19 protein-coding genes are annotated in these 14,733 nt (G+C 71.5%); 12 read left to right on the top strand and 7 right to left on the bottom strand.

What is annotated here, in order from left to right; genetic code table 11:
- Positions 1–34: 34 nt before the first annotated feature.
- Positions 35–769, top strand: coding sequence for a dienelactone hydrolase family protein (locus ABJI51_RS40840; RefSeq protein WP_348956553.1), 735 nt, complete (start codon positions 35–37; stop codon positions 767–769).
- Here ABJI51_RS40840 and ABJI51_RS40835 read toward each other — a convergent pair.
- Entirely contained in the window at positions 766–2,748 is a 1,983-nt protein-coding gene (locus tag ABJI51_RS40835) for an APC family permease (protein ID WP_348956552.1), read from the bottom strand. The two genes, ABJI51_RS40840 and ABJI51_RS40835, sit on opposite strands and share 4 nt — an antisense overlap.
- 324 nt (positions 2,749–3,072) lie before the next feature.
- Here ABJI51_RS40835 and ABJI51_RS40830 point away from each other — a divergent pair, with 324 nt between their 5' ends.
- Together ABJI51_RS40830 and ABJI51_RS40825 are read left to right on the top strand one after the other, a co-directional pair.
- Positions 3,073–3,477: a ChaB family protein gene (locus ABJI51_RS40830; RefSeq protein ID WP_348956551.1), complete on the top strand. Its 405-nt coding sequence runs from the start codon at positions 3,073–3,075 to the stop codon at positions 3,475–3,477.
- The gene (locus tag ABJI51_RS40825; RefSeq protein ID WP_348956550.1) at positions 3,474–3,692 is read left to right on the top strand and encodes a KTSC domain-containing protein; all 219 of its coding nucleotides are present in this window, start codon (positions 3,474–3,476) and stop codon (positions 3,690–3,692) included. The genes ABJI51_RS40830 and ABJI51_RS40825 overlap by 4 nt, the downstream gene beginning before the upstream one ends.
- Positions 3,693–3,706: 14 nt before the next feature.
- Here the strand turns inward: ABJI51_RS40825 and ABJI51_RS40820 are convergent, their stop codons facing one another.
- A complete protein-coding gene (locus ABJI51_RS40820) occupies positions 3,707–4,099 on the bottom strand; it encodes a hypothetical protein (RefSeq protein ID WP_348956549.1) in 393 nt (130 codons plus the stop codon).
- A gap of 115 nt (positions 4,100–4,214) precedes the next feature.
- Between ABJI51_RS40820 and ABJI51_RS40815 the strand changes: the two genes are divergently transcribed.
- Positions 4,215–4,595, top strand: coding sequence for a hypothetical protein (locus ABJI51_RS40815; RefSeq protein WP_348956548.1), 381 nt, complete (start codon positions 4,215–4,217; stop codon positions 4,593–4,595).
- Here the strand turns inward: ABJI51_RS40815 and ABJI51_RS40810 are convergent.
- Both ABJI51_RS40810 and ABJI51_RS40805 read right to left on the bottom strand, forming a co-directional pair.
- Positions 4,567–6,219, bottom strand: a complete 1,653-nt coding sequence (locus tag ABJI51_RS40810; protein WP_348956547.1) for a glutamate--tRNA ligase — start codon at positions 6,217–6,219, stop codon at positions 4,567–4,569. The genes ABJI51_RS40815 and ABJI51_RS40810 overlap by 29 nt on opposite strands.
- A gap of 136 nt (positions 6,220–6,355) precedes the next feature.
- Positions 6,356–6,568 (bottom strand): hypothetical protein, encoded by a 213-nt coding sequence (locus ABJI51_RS40805; protein ID WP_348956546.1) that lies wholly within the window; start codon positions 6,566–6,568, stop codon positions 6,356–6,358.
- Positions 6,569–6,674: 106 nt separating this feature from the next.
- Between ABJI51_RS40805 and ABJI51_RS40800 the strand changes: the two genes are divergently transcribed.
- The 5 genes from ABJI51_RS40800 (at position 6,675) to ABJI51_RS40780 (ending at position 9,631) form a co-directional block, all read left to right on the top strand.
- Positions 6,675–6,974, top strand: coding sequence for a DUF1905 domain-containing protein (locus ABJI51_RS40800; protein WP_348956545.1), 300 nt, complete (start codon positions 6,675–6,677; stop codon positions 6,972–6,974).
- Between the two features lie 78 nt (positions 6,975–7,052).
- Positions 7,053–7,547, top strand: a complete 495-nt coding sequence (locus ABJI51_RS40795; RefSeq protein ID WP_348956544.1) for a YbaB/EbfC family nucleoid-associated protein — start codon at positions 7,053–7,055, stop codon at positions 7,545–7,547.
- A gap of 10 nt (positions 7,548–7,557) precedes the next feature.
- Positions 7,558–7,893, top strand: coding sequence for a hypothetical protein (locus tag ABJI51_RS40790; protein ID WP_348956543.1), 336 nt, complete (start codon positions 7,558–7,560; stop codon positions 7,891–7,893).
- The gene (locus ABJI51_RS40785; protein WP_348956542.1) at positions 7,890–9,017 is read left to right on the top strand and encodes a hypothetical protein; all 1,128 of its coding nucleotides are present in this window, start codon (positions 7,890–7,892) and stop codon (positions 9,015–9,017) included. The genes ABJI51_RS40790 and ABJI51_RS40785 overlap by 4 nt, the downstream gene beginning before the upstream one ends.
- Before the next feature lie 8 nt (positions 9,018–9,025).
- Complete coding sequence (locus tag ABJI51_RS40780) at positions 9,026–9,631, top strand: hypothetical protein (protein ID WP_348956541.1); 606 nt, start codon at positions 9,026–9,028, stop codon at positions 9,629–9,631.
- Between the two features lie 27 nt (positions 9,632–9,658).
- Here ABJI51_RS40780 and ABJI51_RS40775 read toward each other — a convergent pair whose 3' ends face one another.
- Both ABJI51_RS40775 and ABJI51_RS40770 read right to left on the bottom strand, forming a co-directional pair.
- Positions 9,659–10,066: an ATP-binding protein gene (locus ABJI51_RS40775; protein WP_348956540.1), complete on the bottom strand. Its 408-nt coding sequence runs from the start codon at positions 10,064–10,066 to the stop codon at positions 9,659–9,661.
- 60 nt (positions 10,067–10,126) lie between these two features.
- The gene (locus ABJI51_RS40770; RefSeq protein ID WP_348956539.1) at positions 10,127–10,387 is read right to left on the bottom strand and encodes a hypothetical protein; all 261 of its coding nucleotides are present in this window, start codon (positions 10,385–10,387) and stop codon (positions 10,127–10,129) included.
- A 444-nt stretch (positions 10,388–10,831) separates the two neighbouring features.
- On the opposite strand from ABJI51_RS40770, the gene ABJI51_RS40765 reads away from it, so the two are divergent.
- A complete protein-coding gene (locus tag ABJI51_RS40765; protein ID WP_348956538.1) occupies positions 10,832–11,932 on the top strand; it encodes a S1 family peptidase in 1,101 nt (366 codons plus the stop codon).
- Between the two features lie 41 nt (positions 11,933–11,973).
- Here ABJI51_RS40765 and ABJI51_RS40760 read toward each other — a convergent pair whose 3' ends face one another.
- Complete coding sequence (locus tag ABJI51_RS40760; RefSeq protein ID WP_348956537.1) at positions 11,974–12,237, bottom strand: GlsB/YeaQ/YmgE family stress response membrane protein; 264 nt, start codon at positions 12,235–12,237, stop codon at positions 11,974–11,976.
- 117 nt (positions 12,238–12,354) lie between these two features.
- Here ABJI51_RS40760 and ABJI51_RS40755 point away from each other — a divergent pair, with 117 nt between their 5' ends.
- Together ABJI51_RS40755 and ABJI51_RS40750 are read left to right on the top strand one after the other, a co-directional pair.
- On the top strand, positions 12,355–12,780 hold the full coding sequence (locus ABJI51_RS40755) for a pyridoxamine 5'-phosphate oxidase family protein (RefSeq protein WP_348956536.1): 426 nt from the start codon (positions 12,355–12,357) through the stop codon (positions 12,778–12,780).
- Between the two features lie 19 nt (positions 12,781–12,799).
- On the top strand, positions 12,800–14,656 hold the full coding sequence (locus tag ABJI51_RS40750) for a glycoside hydrolase family 84 protein (RefSeq protein WP_348956535.1): 1,857 nt from the start codon (positions 12,800–12,802) through the stop codon (positions 14,654–14,656).
- The last annotated feature ends 77 nt before the right edge of the window (positions 14,657–14,733 follow it).

Genomic DNA, 14,733 nt, shown 5'->3' with positions numbered 1-14,733 from the left:
GGGTCGGCAGGGTCACCCCCTGACAGGAGAATCCATGCCGGTCAAGACCCTGCAGATCCCCACCGCGGACGGCACGTCCGACGCCTTCGCCGTCTTCCCCGACGACGGCGAGCGGCATCCGGCGGTGCTGATGTACCCGGACGGCTTCGGCATCCGGCCCGTGCTGCGGGAGATCGCCGGGGAACTGGCCGGCCACGGGTACTACGTGCTCGTCCCGAACTTCTTCTACCGCCACGGCCCGGCCCCGGTGCTCGACCTTCCCGACTACATCGGCGAAGAGGCCAGGCCCGCGGTCTTCGCGCGGCTGATGCCCATGATCCAGGAGCACACCACCGACCGGATCCTGCGCGACGCCGACGCCTACCTGGGGTTCCTCACGGCCCAGCCCGAGGTCGCCGCCGGGCCGGTCGCGGTGACCGGCTACTGCATCGGCGGCCTCCTGGCGACCCACACCGCCGCGGCCCACCCCGGGCAGGTGGGCGCCCTCGCCGCGTTCCACGCCCCGGTGGGCGCGGCCGGGCCCGACAACCTGCGGCGGATCACCGCCCGGATCCACTTCGGCCACGCCGGAACCGACCTGACGCCCGAGGCACTCGCCGAGCTCAACCGCACCCTGGACGCCGCCGGGCTGGACTACACCTCGGAGATCTATCCGGGCACCGTCCACGGCTTCACGATGTCCGACACCGACGCCTTCAATGCGGAGGCTCTGCGGCTGCACTGGGACCGCCTGCTGCCCCTGCTGAGCGGCACCCTCGTCGGCGGCTAGCCGCCGACGTGGATGCCCGGGCGGCGGGCCGGGTCCGGCTCGCTGCTGCGGATGATCTCCCGGACCACCGGCGCGGTGTCGCCGCGGCCGAGCAGCAGATACCGGAACAGGTGCCCGAGCGGGTTGCCTTCCGACCACTCGAAGTGGCACTGCGGCCGCACCCCGGTGACGTCGCGCAGGGCCAGCAGGATCGCCGCGATCGCGTTGGGCGCCGCCGGGCTGTTGGCGCGGAGGATCCGGTGCCCGTCGACGTCGACGCCGCGGACCTCGAGGACCTTGCTGAACTCCGACGGGTCCACCACGTCGATCTCGAGGAAGATGACGTCGGCGGCGCCGGGCACCGGGTTCATCCCGCGCTGCTCGGCTTCCTTGGCCGAGTACTCGGCGTCGTCCCCGGCCTGGCGGCGGTTGGCGATGATGTTCAGCGCGCCGTCGTGGGCCAGCGAGTCGGTGACGAACCGGCGGGCCTGCTCGTCGAACTCGATGCGCTCGGCCCGCAGTTCCGTCGTCCGCGAGACCCGGGAGACCAGCGAGACGACGATGATCCCGAGGATGAACAGCGCCGAGATCGCGATGCCGTCGGGCTTTTCGATGACGTTCTCGACCAGCGCGTACAGCAGGACCAGCGTCAGCACGACGAAGCCGATGGCGGCGCCGCGCTGGCGGTGGCGGACCGCCGAGATGCTGACCGCGACCGCGCCGGAGACCATCATCGCCAGGATGCCGGTCGCGTAGGCGCCGGCCTGGGCGTTGACGTCGGCGCCGAACGCCACGGTGATGAGGATGCTGATCACCGTGTAGACGATGACAACCGGCCGGACCGCCCGGCCCCACTCCGGCGCCATGCCGTAGGAGGGCAGGTACCGCGGCACGATGTTGATCAGCCCGGCCATCGCCGAGGCACCGGCGAACCACAGGATGAGGACGCTGCTGATGTCGTAGGCGGTCCCGAAGACCTCGCCCAGCTCGCGGTGCGCGAGGTAGGCCATGGCCCGGCCGTTGGCCTCGCCGCCCTCCTTGAACGCGTCGGCCGGGATCAGCACGGTCGTGACGAAGCTGGTCGCGATCAGGAACACCGACATGATGAGCGCGGCGGCGGTCAGCAGCTTCCGGGTGTTGCGGATCCGCGACTCCAGCCGCTCTTCCGGCGACTTCCCGCGCGCGGCGACCAGCGGCATCATGCTGACGCCGGTTTCGAAGCCGGAGAGGCCGAGCACGAGCATCGGGAACGCGATGATCGCCGGGCCGATGACGCCGGTGAACCCGCCGCCGCCCGCGGTCAGGGCGTCGGTCCAGTGCGACAGGCTCGCGGAGTCGCCCACCAGGTCGATCACGCCCGCGACCGTGACCACGGCGTTGAGCAGCAGGAACACCGCGACCAGCGGGATCGCGACGCCGACCGCCTCGCTGAAGCCGAGCAGGAACACCCCGCCGAGGATCAGCAGCAGCACCACGGTGATCAGCACCGCGTGCCCGTGCAGGAAGCCCGGCAGGTACGGGTTCTCCAGCATGTGCACGGTGGCGTCGGCCGAGGACAGCGTGATCGTGATGATCCACGACGTCGCCACGAACCCGAGCAGGGTGAGCACGAAGAGCTTGCCGCGCCAGAACGGCAGCAGGTTCTCCAGCATCGCCACCGAACCCTGGCCGTGCGGGCTTTCGCGGGCCACGCGGCGGTACATCGGCAGCATGCCCAGCAGGGTCAGCGCGACGATGAGCAGGGTGGCCAGCGGCGACAGCGCCCCGGCGGCGAGCGCGGCGATGCCGGGCAGGTAGGAGAGGGTGGAGAAGTAGTCGACGCCGGTCAGGCACATGACCTTCCACCAGGCCTGCGGCGTGCCGTGGTCCTCGCCGCCTGCCCGGCCGACCGGGGCGACCCGGTGCTCCAGCAGCCACCGCGCCACCCCGGACGCCGGCGGCTTCGGCGGCACCGGGCTTTCGACGCTCGCCGGCACGGACAGTTCGGGTGAAACACCCATTTCGCCCTCTCATCCCCTCGTCTCGGAAGACAACTGTTCCAGCATGCCCGATCCGCGCGGCGACGGTCCGCGGGGGAGTCCACTTCGGACGCAGCGCCAGGGCGGGCGTCCTGACTGATCCTCCCACCCGGATCCACCGCTGGCGCGTGCTGAAAGGGACGTTCCTGGCGTCTGGCGCGACGAAAGTCCCGTTCGCTGCGCCGCACGAGACGAAAGCGCCGTTCAGCCCACCCGGGCGCATCCCGCGGCAGACCTCCGAGGCCGCGATCCGCTGGTACAGCCGCCGCCGTTTCGGCGCCGCGGCGGCCGGGTAGCCGGGGTGACATGCCCGGACGCGAAGACTTGCCCAGCACGCTGCTGCGGTCACCGCGCAAGGCCCAGGACACGTGGGTGGCGGCGCACGACTCCGCGCTGCGGACCTACGGCCCCGGCAGGCGGGCCCAGCAGACGGCCTACGCGGCCCTGAAACACTCCTTCGAGAAGGTCGGCGACCACTGGGAGCCGAAGCCCGAGCGCGGCCCGTCCGACGAGCAGGCCGCCCGCGGCGCCGGACAGCCCGCCCGGCCGACCCGCGGCGGCGTGAACGCGACCGCGAGCCGTCAGCACCTCTACGAGCGGGCCAAGCAGCTCGGCGTCCCCGGCCGCTCCCGGATGTCCAAGGAAGAGCTGGTCACGGCGCTGGAGAAGGAAAGCCGCCGTCGGACCGCCCGAGCCCGGCGCTCCGGGTGAAGCGGCAGCCGGTGGAGTCGGCGAGCATCGCCTCGATCGGCTACGACGCGGCCGTCGGCACGCTGGAGGTGGAGTTCCGCAGCGGCGGCGTCTACCACTACTACGCCGTGCCCCGCGAAGTCCACCGCGCGTTCCTGGCCGCGGACAGCCACGGGCGGTTCTTCCGGACGTCGATCCGGGACCGGTACCCGTGCCGCCGGGCGGACCAGCCCTAGTCCGATGTGGACGCTCAGAACTCGTCGGCCGCGGTCAGCTCGTGCTCGAACGCGTCCGCACGGGCGACGACCGTCTTGAGCGGGCGTTCGAACTCCTCCTGGATGCTGAGGTCCTCCAGGGGCACGGTGTGCTTGAGCAGGGCCACCCCGTCGACCACCGCGGCGCCGCCGACGGCCGAGCCGCCCGCCAGTTCGAGCAGCTTCCGCAGGTCGATCGCGTCGGCCCAGCCGACCGGCGAGGAGATCTCGATCCACGCGCCGCCGTCGAGGTCGGGCAGGTGGTGCACGGTCACCTGCTGCGTCCGGTTGCGGGGACCCTCCAGCCGGAACCGCAGCCAGCCGTCCGACTCCTCCAGGACCTCGTACCGCGTCCGGACAAAGTTGATCACGTCGATCCAGGTGGTCACCCGTTCCGCCTCCCGCCTCCGGCCTGCCTGCGGCTCGCAGCATCTCACGCCGGGGCCTGCTGCGGCACGCCCCGGTCGGTTGCGGTGCCGGTGCCCGGGTGTTATGCGTTGAACCATGGGGCTGACCAAGGTCTGGATCGCGACGCTCAACGACGGCATCCTGCGTGCCGACCAGGTCATCGGCCTGACCGCGCACGCGACACCGGCGCTGACCGGCAAGCCGCCGCGGTGGCTGCTCGACGCGACCGTCCGGGTCCCGGCGGGCAGCGGCGCCGTGGACGGCTGGGACGTCGGCATCCTGCACCGCACGCTGGTCCAGACGCCCGCGGAACCGGTGGGTGCCCCGGAGGACCTGGCCCGCCTGCTGGCCCGGCTGGACCGCCAGGACGCGGCGGGCCTGGTCACCGCGGTGGTCGACCGGTCGGCCGCCGGCGTCCGCTTCGCCTTCCGCGCCTTCGACGACGACGTTACTTCGTCAGCGGCTCGATCCGGCTGAGCACCTCGTCACGGCCCAGCGCCTGGGTGATCGCGTGCATGTCCGGGCTGCGCGTCGACCCGGTGAGGGCGATGCGGATGATCTGCGAGGCTTCGCGGATCGAGCCGGGGTAGGCGTCCGGGTTCTTCTTGAACTCCTTGGCGTTGCGCGCGAAACCGTGCTTGGCCGCGACCTCGCGGATCTGCTCGAACCACTCCTGGCCGTCGTCGAGCTGCCGGTAATCGGCGGCGAAGTCGCGCGCCACCGCCTGGACGACCTCCCGGTCGACGCCCAGTGCCGCGATGCGCTCGTCGTCCGGGCCGGTCACCGCCGCGTGCAGCCGCGGGAAGAAGAAGCCGTAGACCGGGCGGAAGTCGCTCCACTTCTTCAGGTCCTTGCGGGGGTTCTCGACGCCGTCGCGCTCGACCGCGAGCGCGCGCAGGGCCAGCTCCGGCTCGTCGTCGAGGACGCCGCGCAGCTCGGGGTCGAACCGCTCGGCCCACGTGCGGACCGCCGCGAGGATGTCGGCGCCGGACAGCGTGGCGATGTGGTCGGCGGCGATGTCGTCGAGCTTGACCAGGTCGACCAGCGGACCGGCGACCCCGCACTCCTCGAGCCGGATCGGCTCGGCCAGCGCCTGCTCCAGCGGCAGCTCGGCGAGCCGGCCGTTGGCCAGGCCGCGCAGGTAGTACAGGACGGCCTCGGCGGGGTAGCCGGCTTCGATGTAGAAGTCGACCGACGCCTCGGGGTCCTTGCGCTTGGACAGCTTGCGCTTGCTGCCGCCCTCCTGCTTCATCAGCGGCGCGATGTGCGCGTAGGTGACCGGCTCGAAGCCCAGCGCGTCGAACAGCTGCTGGTGCACTGGCACCGACGAGATCCACTCGTCGCCGCGGATCACCAGGTTGACGCGCATGAGGTGGTCGTCGACGGCGTGCGCGAAGTGGTAGGTCGGCAGCCGGGGGCTCTGGTCGGAGCTCTTGAGGATGACGACGTCGTTGCGGTTGGCCTCGGCCTCCAGCGGCCCGCGGATGGCGTCGGTGAAGCGGGCCCGCGCGCCGGTGTCGTCGGGCGCGCGGAACCGCACGACGTACGGTGCGCCCGCGTCGAGCTTGGCCTGGACGTCGGCCGGGTCGGCGTCGCGCCAGATGGCCCAGCTGCCGTAGTAGCCGGTGGGCAGCTTCGTGGCCTGCTGGCGCTGGGTGATCGCGGCCAGCTCCTCCTTGGTGGCGAAGTCCAGGTAGGCCTTGCCCTGGCGCAGGAGGTGGCGGACGTAGGTGAGGTAGATCCGCTCGCGCGCGGACTGCTGGTACGGCCCGTACGCGCCGCCGCGGCCGGTGTCTTCGTCCGCGGCGAGGTGGAAGTAGGTGAAGCCGCGCTCGAACTGCTCGAGGGCGCCTTCGACCTCGCGGGACTGGTCGGTGTCCTCGACCCGCACCAGGTAGCGCCCGCCGGTGCGGCGCGCGAGGTCCTGGTCGATGGTGGCGACGTAGATGCCGCCGATGTGCACGAACCCGGTCGGCGACGGGCCGAACCGCGTCACCAGTGCGCCTTCGGGCAGCTCACGGGCGGGGTACTGCTGCTCCCAGTGCTCGGGTTCGGGCAGGTCGGCAGGGAAGAGGGCGTCGATGACCGCTCGGTCCAGCATGGGTGTTCTCCCCGCATCGTGGTGCACTTGCCCGCCGTTCGGCGTCGGCGAAGATCGTGGTTTCTGCGACGAAGAGCCTAGCCGGGCGGGCCGCGGCGCCGGTCCGGTGGGCCGGGCTCCCCGCGCCCGGCCGTGTTCAGCGGAGCTTCCGCCAGTGGACGGCGAGCGCGCCGAGCAGCCACAGCAGCGCCAGGACCGCCAGGAGCAGCGCGGGAGCGCCGATCGTCAGCGAAAGCTCGTGCGCCGTCCCCGGGGGACGGGCGTCCAGCACCACGGCGACGACGAAGAGCAGGCCCGCGACGGCCAGCGCGGACAGGGGCCACCGGGTCGCGCGCCAAAGCTCCTTCACGGCTTCGACAATACGCGGCGTTTTCCCTGGTGGCGGCCGGATTCCCGCAGGTCTGCCCGACCGGGCAGCGGCAAAAATGTCGGTGCCCCGTGTGAGACTGGCCCGCGTGATCGTCGACTTCGAAGCCGAGCTGTGGGAATGGGCAGCCCGGCCTACCGAGAGCTGGACCTTCGTGACCCTGCCCGCCGACGTGTCGGACGAGATCCGCGAGCGCGCCGCCGGGCGGCGCCGGGGGTTCGGCTCCGTGCGCGTGCGGGTGACCGTCGGCGCGACCGGCTGGCGGACGTCGATCTTCCCGGACAGCTCGCGCGGCTACGTCCTGCCGATCAAGCGCGCCGTCCGTGAAGCCGAAGGATTGGAGGTGGGCAGCACCTGCGCGGTGACCGTCGAACTGGTCGATTTCTGAATCGGGGGAAACGCCGATCGGGGGCCGGGCGGATCTGTCATGATGCGGACACAGGCCCCGAAATGCGCAAGGAGACTCATGTCCGCCCAGATGGACGAGCTGATCGCCCAGTTCGAGAACTTCCGGGCCAAGGTCCGGCAGGCCGAGGCCCGCTTCGCCGGGGTCGGCGACATGCAGGAGCGGGTCGCCAGGGTGGAGTCCACCGCCACGTCGCCGGACGGCACCGTCACGGTGGTCGCCGGGGCCGGCGGCACGGTCACCGACCTGCGGCTCACCGCGGGCGCCACGCGGGTCGAGGCGGGCCAGCTGGCCGCGACGATCATGGCGACCATCCGCCGGGCGGTGGCCGGGGCCGTGCAGCAGCAGGCCGGGATCGTGGACGACGCCTTCGGCGACGCGTTCGGCGTCGACGTCTCCGCGCAGGTGCGTGAAGCGCAGGCCCAGGCGTTCGGAACCGCGGCGGCCGAGCCCGCGTCGGAAGAACAGCCGCGGCAGCCGTCGCGGCCCGCCCGACGGCCCGCCCCCGAAGACGACGACGACTTCGGCCAGGGCCCCATCCTCCGCCGATCCTAGGGAAACCCCGATGCCAGACGGAATTCAGACGAACATCGGCGCCATCTCCGCCTACGCCCGCCAGCTTCCCTACTACGAGCAGGAAGCGGACAAGTTCGGCGCGAAGATCGACGCCGCCGACGTCACCGACGCGGCGTGGGGCCTGGTCGGCCTCTTCGCCAAGCAGGGCTACACCGAGCGGCTCGCCGAGCTGCGGTCCCTGCTGACCGACCTCAAGGACGGCGTCGACGGGTTCACCACGAAGCTGAACAAGGCCGCGGAGATGTACCAGGGCATGGAAGACGCCGGCAAGCTGACCTTCGGCCGGTACGAGGCGGAAATCGACGCGGTGGGGAAGAGCGAATGACCGAGCCGAAGCGCAGCATCGCCGACGCGCTGGACGTCCAGGCCTACGACGAGAGCACCGGCGCGAACCTCGACCGCGCGGCGGGTTACGTGCCGGTCGCGGGGACGGCCTACAAGGCAGGCAAGTCGATCGCCGCACACGCCCAGCAGGCGGCCGAGGCGGACAACCCGGGTGAGCTGGCCTCGGCGGGGGCGGCTCTGGTCGGCGACGGAGCGAAGTTCGTCGGCGCCGCCGCCGGCGACATGGTCACCTTCGCCATGGACCCGATCGGCTGGCTGGTCAGCCACGGCCTCAACATGCTGCTGGAGCTGGTCCAGCCGCTGCAGGACGCACTGCACCAGGTCACCGGCGACGGCCCGGCCATCGGGCACGCCTCGGAGAACTTCGTGACGATCGCGCAGGGGTTCGTCGCGCTCGCGGAGGACTTCGAGAAGACCGGCGACACCGCGCTGGCCGAGTGGGTGGACGACGCGGGCAAGGCGGCGAAGGAAGCGCTCGGCGACTTCTCCTCCGGCATCCGCGGCATCGGCTCGGCCGCCGGCTCGGTGGCCGAGGTGCTGCAGATGTGGTCGATGGTCATGGTGGTCATCGAAGAGGTGATCAAGGGGATCATCACCGAGCTGGTGTCCTGGCTGATCACGCTGTGGCTGCCCGCGCTGGCCGCGTCGGTGATCAGCTTCGGCGGCTCGGTCGCCGCCGCGATGACGGCGTCGATCGCCAAGGCGGCCAGCGTCCTGCAGAAGGTGACGCGCTACCTCGGCAAGTTCGGCAAGCTCCTGGACAAGTTCATGGAGTTCCTGGTCCGCTACTCGGGCAAGCTGGAGACGTTCGCCCGGAAGCTGCGGGTCGGCGTGATGCCCGGCGAGACGAAGTTCGGCTTCGGCGCGGCGGCACAGGGCCTCCAGCCGAGCAACCGGATGCTCACCACGATGTTCGGCACTTCGGCCGGCGTCAAGCCGTTCCTCGCCGGCGCGGGTGTCAAGGCCGGGATCGGGGCGGGCAAGGGCGCGTTCGCCGAAGGCAAGGAAGCCGTGACGCCCGAGGGGGACGAACCGTGGTTCAACAAGAGCGAGATCGGCGGGGACCGGAGCCCGGACCAGACACGCCGGGACCTCGACATTTGAGCGAGCGCATGGAGAACTGGGCGGAGCAGACGCAGGTCCGGCCCGGGTTCCGGGAACGGGTCGAGGCGCTGCTGCGCGACCGGTGGCAGGAGCCGGTCATCGTGCTGCGCCTCGGCGACACGGACCTGGGTTTCGACGTCCCCGGCCGTCGCTTGGACGGCACCGTCAAAGGAAAGCGGCTGATCCGGCGGTTTTTCTGGAACATCCTGCGCGGTATCGGCACGGCTGTCATGGCCGTCTTCGCACTCGCGAACGGAGCCACGCCAGGACGGCCCCTGCAGCGGGCGACTCAGGTTTCCGGTCCGGAGAACGCGATGGTGCTCGACCTGGCCGACCGTCTCCGCGGGCTGTCGGGCCCCTGGCTCGCGTGTTCGCCGTCGTGCGTGGCGGTGGTGGAGACCGGGCCGACCTACGTCGACCCGGCGGACGCGCCACCGCCGGAGATCGTCTGGGAGGCCCGCAAGCCGCAGGCCCCGGAACTCAGCCTCCGCAAGCGCACGCTGACCTGGCCGGACGGTTCGCGCTTCGAGTTCCCGCTGCACGGCCGGTCCGAGGACCAGCACCTGCGCAAGTACCTGGAGTTCCCGGACGTCGTCCACTGGAACGGCCGCTGAGCCGACGGCCGGCAGACCACCCGACGGTCACTGGTCGCGGCAGGCGAGGCGGGCCCAGACGACCTTGCCGTCGTCGTGGTGGCTCACGCCCCAGTCGAGGGAAAGCCGGTCGACCAGCAGCAGTCCCCGGCCGCCGCGGCGGCCGGGGACGCGGGGCCGTGGCTCGCCGGTCCCGACGTCGGCGACCGCCACCGTCACCTCGCACGGGTCGTCCGCCCGGTGGATGCGCAGCTCACGCGGCCCGCCGGCGTGCACGTAGGCGTTCTCCAGCAGTTCCCCGACGACGATCAGGGCGTCGACCCGGTGGGCCTCGTCGAGCGAGGCCAGCGTGTCCTCGGCCCAGCGGCGCGCGGAGGCCAGCTCCGGCGGACCCGCTCCGGTCACGTCCAGCGTGCGCCACCCCGGCTCGTTCGCCGCTCCCCAGTTCACTTGCACCGTGCGACTCCTCCTCCGCAGAGGCGTACCCGCGAAAGCGGGAGATACTCGCGCCGGTGCCTAATTGCGCCCGAGCCGCCACAGGTACGCGGCGCGCAGGGCCACGATGAGGGCTTCGTCGTCGGCTTCGCTGGGCTGCTCGCCCATCGGCAGCCAGAGTTCGCCGTCGGGCAGGCCACCGCAGACCCGCGTGAGCGTGACACCGGGGTAGGAAAGCGTCTCCTGGCCCCCGCCGGGCCCGGAGACGGTGACGCGCCGGGTCTCCGCCCGGACGAGCACCTGCCGCTGGTCGTTCATCTCGCGCACTTCCCGGACCGACACCACGCTGGACGTCCAGCATAGACACGCGGGCGCACGGGCACGCTCGGGCGAACAGTGGATTCTCGTTCACGTCAGCTCAAGAACCGCTGTGCCACAACATCTCCGCTGCGGTTTCCGGCGGGCACGGCGCGCTCCGAGGGGGAGGGGCGAGCGCGCCGTGTCCGTGCTGGACGGTACGCCCCGCAGCCGTGTCCGGCGGGGGAACCACTCGTACGCCGGAGCAGCGCACAGTGACCGGAATGCGTTTACAGTGCGCGACGAGGGGGGTAGCCGATTTGCCCGGTACCTATCTTTTGTCCCTGTCCGACGAAAGTCGGTACCGGCGCCGCCGGGGCGGGGATCACCCTGCGGAAAGCACCGGATCACCCGGTGCCGGTTCAGCCCACCGTGGCCGGCGCGGCGATCGCCACGCGCCGGCTTCCCCCGCGAAAGTGAGTTACCGGCATGCGCAGAACGTCTCCGGGACACCACATCCTCGCCCGCTCCGCCACCACCCTGGTCGCCGCCGCTGTCGCCTTCGTCGTCCCCGTCAGCGCCACCGCCACCACCATCGAGGGCTATTCGCCCACGGTGCAGCGCGAGGCGGTCGCTTCGCTCGCCGCGGAAGCGGGAATCAGCGAATCCGCCGCCGTCGCCCTGCTGCGGACGCAGGCGGCCAGTGTCGAAACCCTGCACCACGTCACCGCCGCGCTCGGCGACCGGGCCGCCGGCGGCTACCTCGACGCGGCCGCCAAGCCGGTGGTCAACGTGCTCGACCAGGCCGCCGCGGACCAGGTCACCGCGGCCGGCGCGCAGGCACGGCTGGTCAAGCACTCCAGCGCCGCGCTGGCGAACGCGCAGAACGCGCTGCAGGCACTGCCCGCGGTCACGCACACCGCGATCGGGCTCGACCCGAAGACCAACCAGGTCGTGCTGACCGTGGCCGACGCGGCCAAGGGCACCGAAGCGTTGCTCGAGACGGCCAGGTCGCTGGGCGACCGGGTCCGGGTCGAACGGGTCGCGGGGGAGATGCACACCGCGATCTACAACGGCGAAGCCATCACCGGCGGCGGCATCCGCTGCTCGGTCGGCTTCAACACCAACCGCGGCGGCCAGAACTACATCGTCGACGCCGGCCACTGCACGCGCGCGGTGTCGCAGTGGAACGTCGGCCCGTCGCAGGGCGCGAGCTTCCCGGGCAACGACTACGGCCTGATCCGCAACACCACCGGCAGCGCACCCGGCGCGGTCACCCTGTGGAACGGCTCGGCCCAGCCGATCACCTCCGCCGGCACGGCGACCGTCGGGCAGCGGATCAGCAAGAGCGGCAGCACCACCCACCTGACGTCGGGCTCGGTGCAGCGGACCAACGTCACGGTGAACTACGCCGAAGGCTCGGTGTCCCAGCTGATCCAGACCAGTGCGCTGGTCAACCCCGGCGACTCGGGCGGCTGCCTGTTCGCCGGCAGCGTCGGCCTGGGCATCACGTCCGGCAAGGGCGGCGGGAGTTCCTACTACCAGCCGGTCGGTGAGGCGCTGAGCGCGTACGGCGTCACGCTGAACTGACGTTCCCGCCGGGGGTACCGCGAGGTGCCCCCGGCGGCCGGTCAGTCGCGGCGTTCGCCGAAGATCAGCCGGTGGCCGACCAGGATGATCAGCGCGCCGAGCACGGCAAGTCCCCAGGTGCGCAGGTCGAAGAAGGTGCCGAGCTGCGTGTGGAAGAGGGTCTTGCCGACCCAGCCGCCGACGAACGCGCCGGCGACGCCCAGCAGCATCGTGATGATGCAGCCGCCGGGGTCCCTGCCCGGCATGAGCGCCTTCGCGATCACCCCGGCGATGAGCCCGAGCACGATCCAGCCGATGATGCCCACGAAGCCGTCCTCTCGTCGTGTTTTCGCTGTCCAGCCCCAGGATGACACATGTCCACTGTGGAGTGCCGACCGGCGGGCGGCCGGTTTTTGTCGTACCCCCGGGCTACCGTCGGCGGCATGGTCCTTACGAAGGAAGAACGCGAAGAGTTCCTGGCACAACCGCACATCGGTGCGCTTTCGGTCATCGAGCGTCCCGGCCGGGCGCCGCTGACGGTGCCCATCTGGTACCAGTACACGCCCGGCGGCGAGCTGTGGGTGCGCTCGGCGCCCGGTGCGCGCAAGACGCGGGCGATCGAGGCGGCCGGCCGGTTCACGATGATGGTGCAGCGCACCGAGCCGACGACCCGGTACGTCTCGGTGGAGGGGCCGCTGACCAGGACCGGGCCGGGCGATCCGGCGCAGGCGCGGGAGCTGGCCGAGCGCTACCTGCCGCCGGAGGCGGTGGCGGGATTCCTGGAGTACGAACGCGAGCAGCTGGGAGAACACATCACGCTCTCCATGCGTCCCGAGCACTGGCTGTCGGCCGATCTCGGGTCGTGGTGACGTCCATCAGGAAGGAATCATGAACGCCTGCCGAGCCTTGTTCGCCGCCCTCGTCGTGGTGGCGGCCCTGGGTATTGCCCCGGCCGACGCCATGGCGAGCGGTCCGGTACCCGTGGTTTCCCCGTCACCCCAGCAGATCGCCCGGACGTCACCGGATGTCCGGGTGCCGTCGGCGATTGTGCTCGTCACCGACGGCAGCACCGACGCCGCGGCCAAGGACCTGCTCACCGCGCTGTTGCGCGAACACGGCGTCCGGCGGATCACCTCCGGCGGGCCCGGCCTGACCGTCCGCCTCGGCAGTTCCGGCGGCGACGTCCCGGCGCAGGCCGAAGGGTACGCGCTCAGCGTGTCGCGCACCGGGATCACGATCGGCGGACGCGACGGCGCCGGGCAGTACTACGGCGTGCAGACGCTGCGGCAGCTGTTCGTCCGGGCGGGTTCCGGCTGGGCGGTGCGCGGCGTGGCCGTGCGCGACTGGCCGGACATGGCCCTGCGCGGCTCGATCGAAGGCTTCTACGGTCCACCGTGGACGAACGCGGACCGGTTGCGGCAGCTGGCTTTTCTCGGCGAGGTGAAGGCGAACACCTACGTCTACAGCGCGAAGGACGACGAGTACCTGCGCGCCAGGTGGCGTGATCCGTACCCGGACGACGAGCTGGCCACGCTCGGGCAGCTGGTCCGCGCGGCGAACGCCCACCACGTCGAGTTCACCTACGCGCTGTCGCCCGGCGTCTCGATCTGCTTCTCGTCGCCGTCCGACGTCGCCGCGGTCGAGGCGAAGTTCCAGGCTGTGTACGACCTGGGCGTGCGGTCGTTCTCGCTGCCGTTCGACGACATCTCGTACACGAAGTGGAACTGCGACGCCGACCAGGCGGCCTTCGGCGCGCCCGGGCAGGCGGCGGCGGGACGGGCGCAGGTCTCGCTGCTCAACACGATCACGGCGAAGTTCGGCGGGACGCGGCCGCTGCAGACCGTGCCGACCGAGTACAGCGACCTGAAGGACTCGCCGTACAAGACCGAGCTGCGGGAGCACCTGGATCCGTCGGTGGTGGTGCAGTGGACCGGGACCGACGTCGTCCCGCCGAGTGTGACCACCGCGGAGGCCGCGCAGGTGTCCACAGTGTACGGACGCAAGGTGTTCCTCTGGGACAACTACCCGGTCAACGACTACGAGCAGTCGGCAGGGCGGCTGCTGCTCGCGCCGTACGCGCACCGGGAAGCCGGGCTTTCGCGGTACCTGAGCGGCATCGTGGTCAACCCGATGAACCAGGAGGCGGCCAGCGAGGTGGCCGAGTTCGGCGCGGCGGACTTCGCCTGGAACGACCGGGCCTACGCCCCGGAGCGCTCGTGGCCGCGAGCCCTGGCCCGCCTCGCGGGCGGCGACCCGGCCGCGACGGCGGCCCTGACGGTGTTCGCCGACCTCGAGCACCTGGCCCCGACGTTCGGCCCGGCCCCATGGCAGCCCCAGGCCCCGGTCCTGGCGGCGAAGACGGCAGAGTTCTGGTCCCGCTGGACGGCGGGCGACCCCTGGGCACTCCCCGCCATGAGGGCGTACGCAACCCGCATCCGCGACGCGCCCGGAGTGATCCGCAGCGGCCGGGTACAGAGCGCGTTCGTCACTGACGCGGCACCTTGGCTGGACGCAACCCAGTGGTGGGGCGAGGCAGCGGTAACCCGCCTCGACGCCCTGGCCGCGGCAACCCACGGCGACCACCCCCGAGCGGCCCGCCTGACGGCGGCCGCGGACGCCCTGGTAGCCCGCGCCGAGTCGGTCAAGACGGGCAACACGAACCGCTGGGGAATCCGCCAAGCCCTGGTCGCCGACGGAGTCCTGGACAACTTCCTGACCCGCCTCCGAACCACAACAACCCCCTAACCACCCACGCGACTCCCGCCCGGGACTTCGGCCGGGATCACGCAAATCCCGCCCGAACCACGCGAGTTCGGCGGGGA

This window comes from Amycolatopsis melonis (assembly GCF_040064235.1).
In the GTDB taxonomy this organism is placed as follows: Bacteria; Actinomycetota; Actinomycetes; order Mycobacteriales; family Pseudonocardiaceae; genus Amycolatopsis; species Amycolatopsis melonis.
The sequence above is the reverse complement of the archived record's forward strand: the minus strand, read 5'-3'. Positions and strand labels throughout refer to the sequence as shown.

What these genes read in the sequence shown, in the direction of transcription:
- ABJI51_RS40835 (WP_348956552.1), bottom strand. Translation starts at nt 2,748, where the DNA reads ATGGGTGTTTCACCCGAACTGTCCGTGCCGGCGAGCGTCGAAAGCCCG.
- ABJI51_RS40790 (WP_348956543.1), top strand. Translation starts at nt 7,558, where the DNA reads ATGCCAGACGGAATTCAGACGAACATCGGCGCCATCTCCGCCTACGCC.
- ABJI51_RS40840 (WP_348956553.1), top strand. Translation starts at nt 35, where the DNA reads ATGCCGGTCAAGACCCTGCAGATCCCCACCGCGGACGGCACGTCCGAC.
- ABJI51_RS40795 (WP_348956544.1), top strand. Translation starts at nt 7,053, where the DNA reads ATGTCCGCCCAGATGGACGAGCTGATCGCCCAGTTCGAGAACTTCCGG.
- ABJI51_RS40815 (WP_348956548.1), top strand. Translation starts at nt 4,215, where the DNA reads ATGGGGCTGACCAAGGTCTGGATCGCGACGCTCAACGACGGCATCCTG.
- ABJI51_RS40810 (WP_348956547.1), bottom strand. Translation starts at nt 6,219, where the DNA reads ATGCTGGACCGAGCGGTCATCGACGCCCTCTTCCCTGCCGACCTGCCC.
- ABJI51_RS40830 (WP_348956551.1), top strand. Translation starts at nt 3,073, where the DNA reads ATGCCCGGACGCGAAGACTTGCCCAGCACGCTGCTGCGGTCACCGCGC.
- ABJI51_RS40785 (WP_348956542.1), top strand. Translation starts at nt 7,890, where the DNA reads ATGACCGAGCCGAAGCGCAGCATCGCCGACGCGCTGGACGTCCAGGCC.
- ABJI51_RS40755 (WP_348956536.1), top strand. Translation starts at nt 12,355, where the DNA reads ATGGTCCTTACGAAGGAAGAACGCGAAGAGTTCCTGGCACAACCGCAC.
- ABJI51_RS40750 (WP_348956535.1), top strand. Translation starts at nt 12,800, where the DNA reads ATGAACGCCTGCCGAGCCTTGTTCGCCGCCCTCGTCGTGGTGGCGGCC.
- ABJI51_RS40765 (WP_348956538.1), top strand. Translation starts at nt 10,832, where the DNA reads ATGCGCAGAACGTCTCCGGGACACCACATCCTCGCCCGCTCCGCCACC.
- ABJI51_RS40780 (WP_348956541.1), top strand. Translation starts at nt 9,026, where the DNA reads ATGGAGAACTGGGCGGAGCAGACGCAGGTCCGGCCCGGGTTCCGGGAA.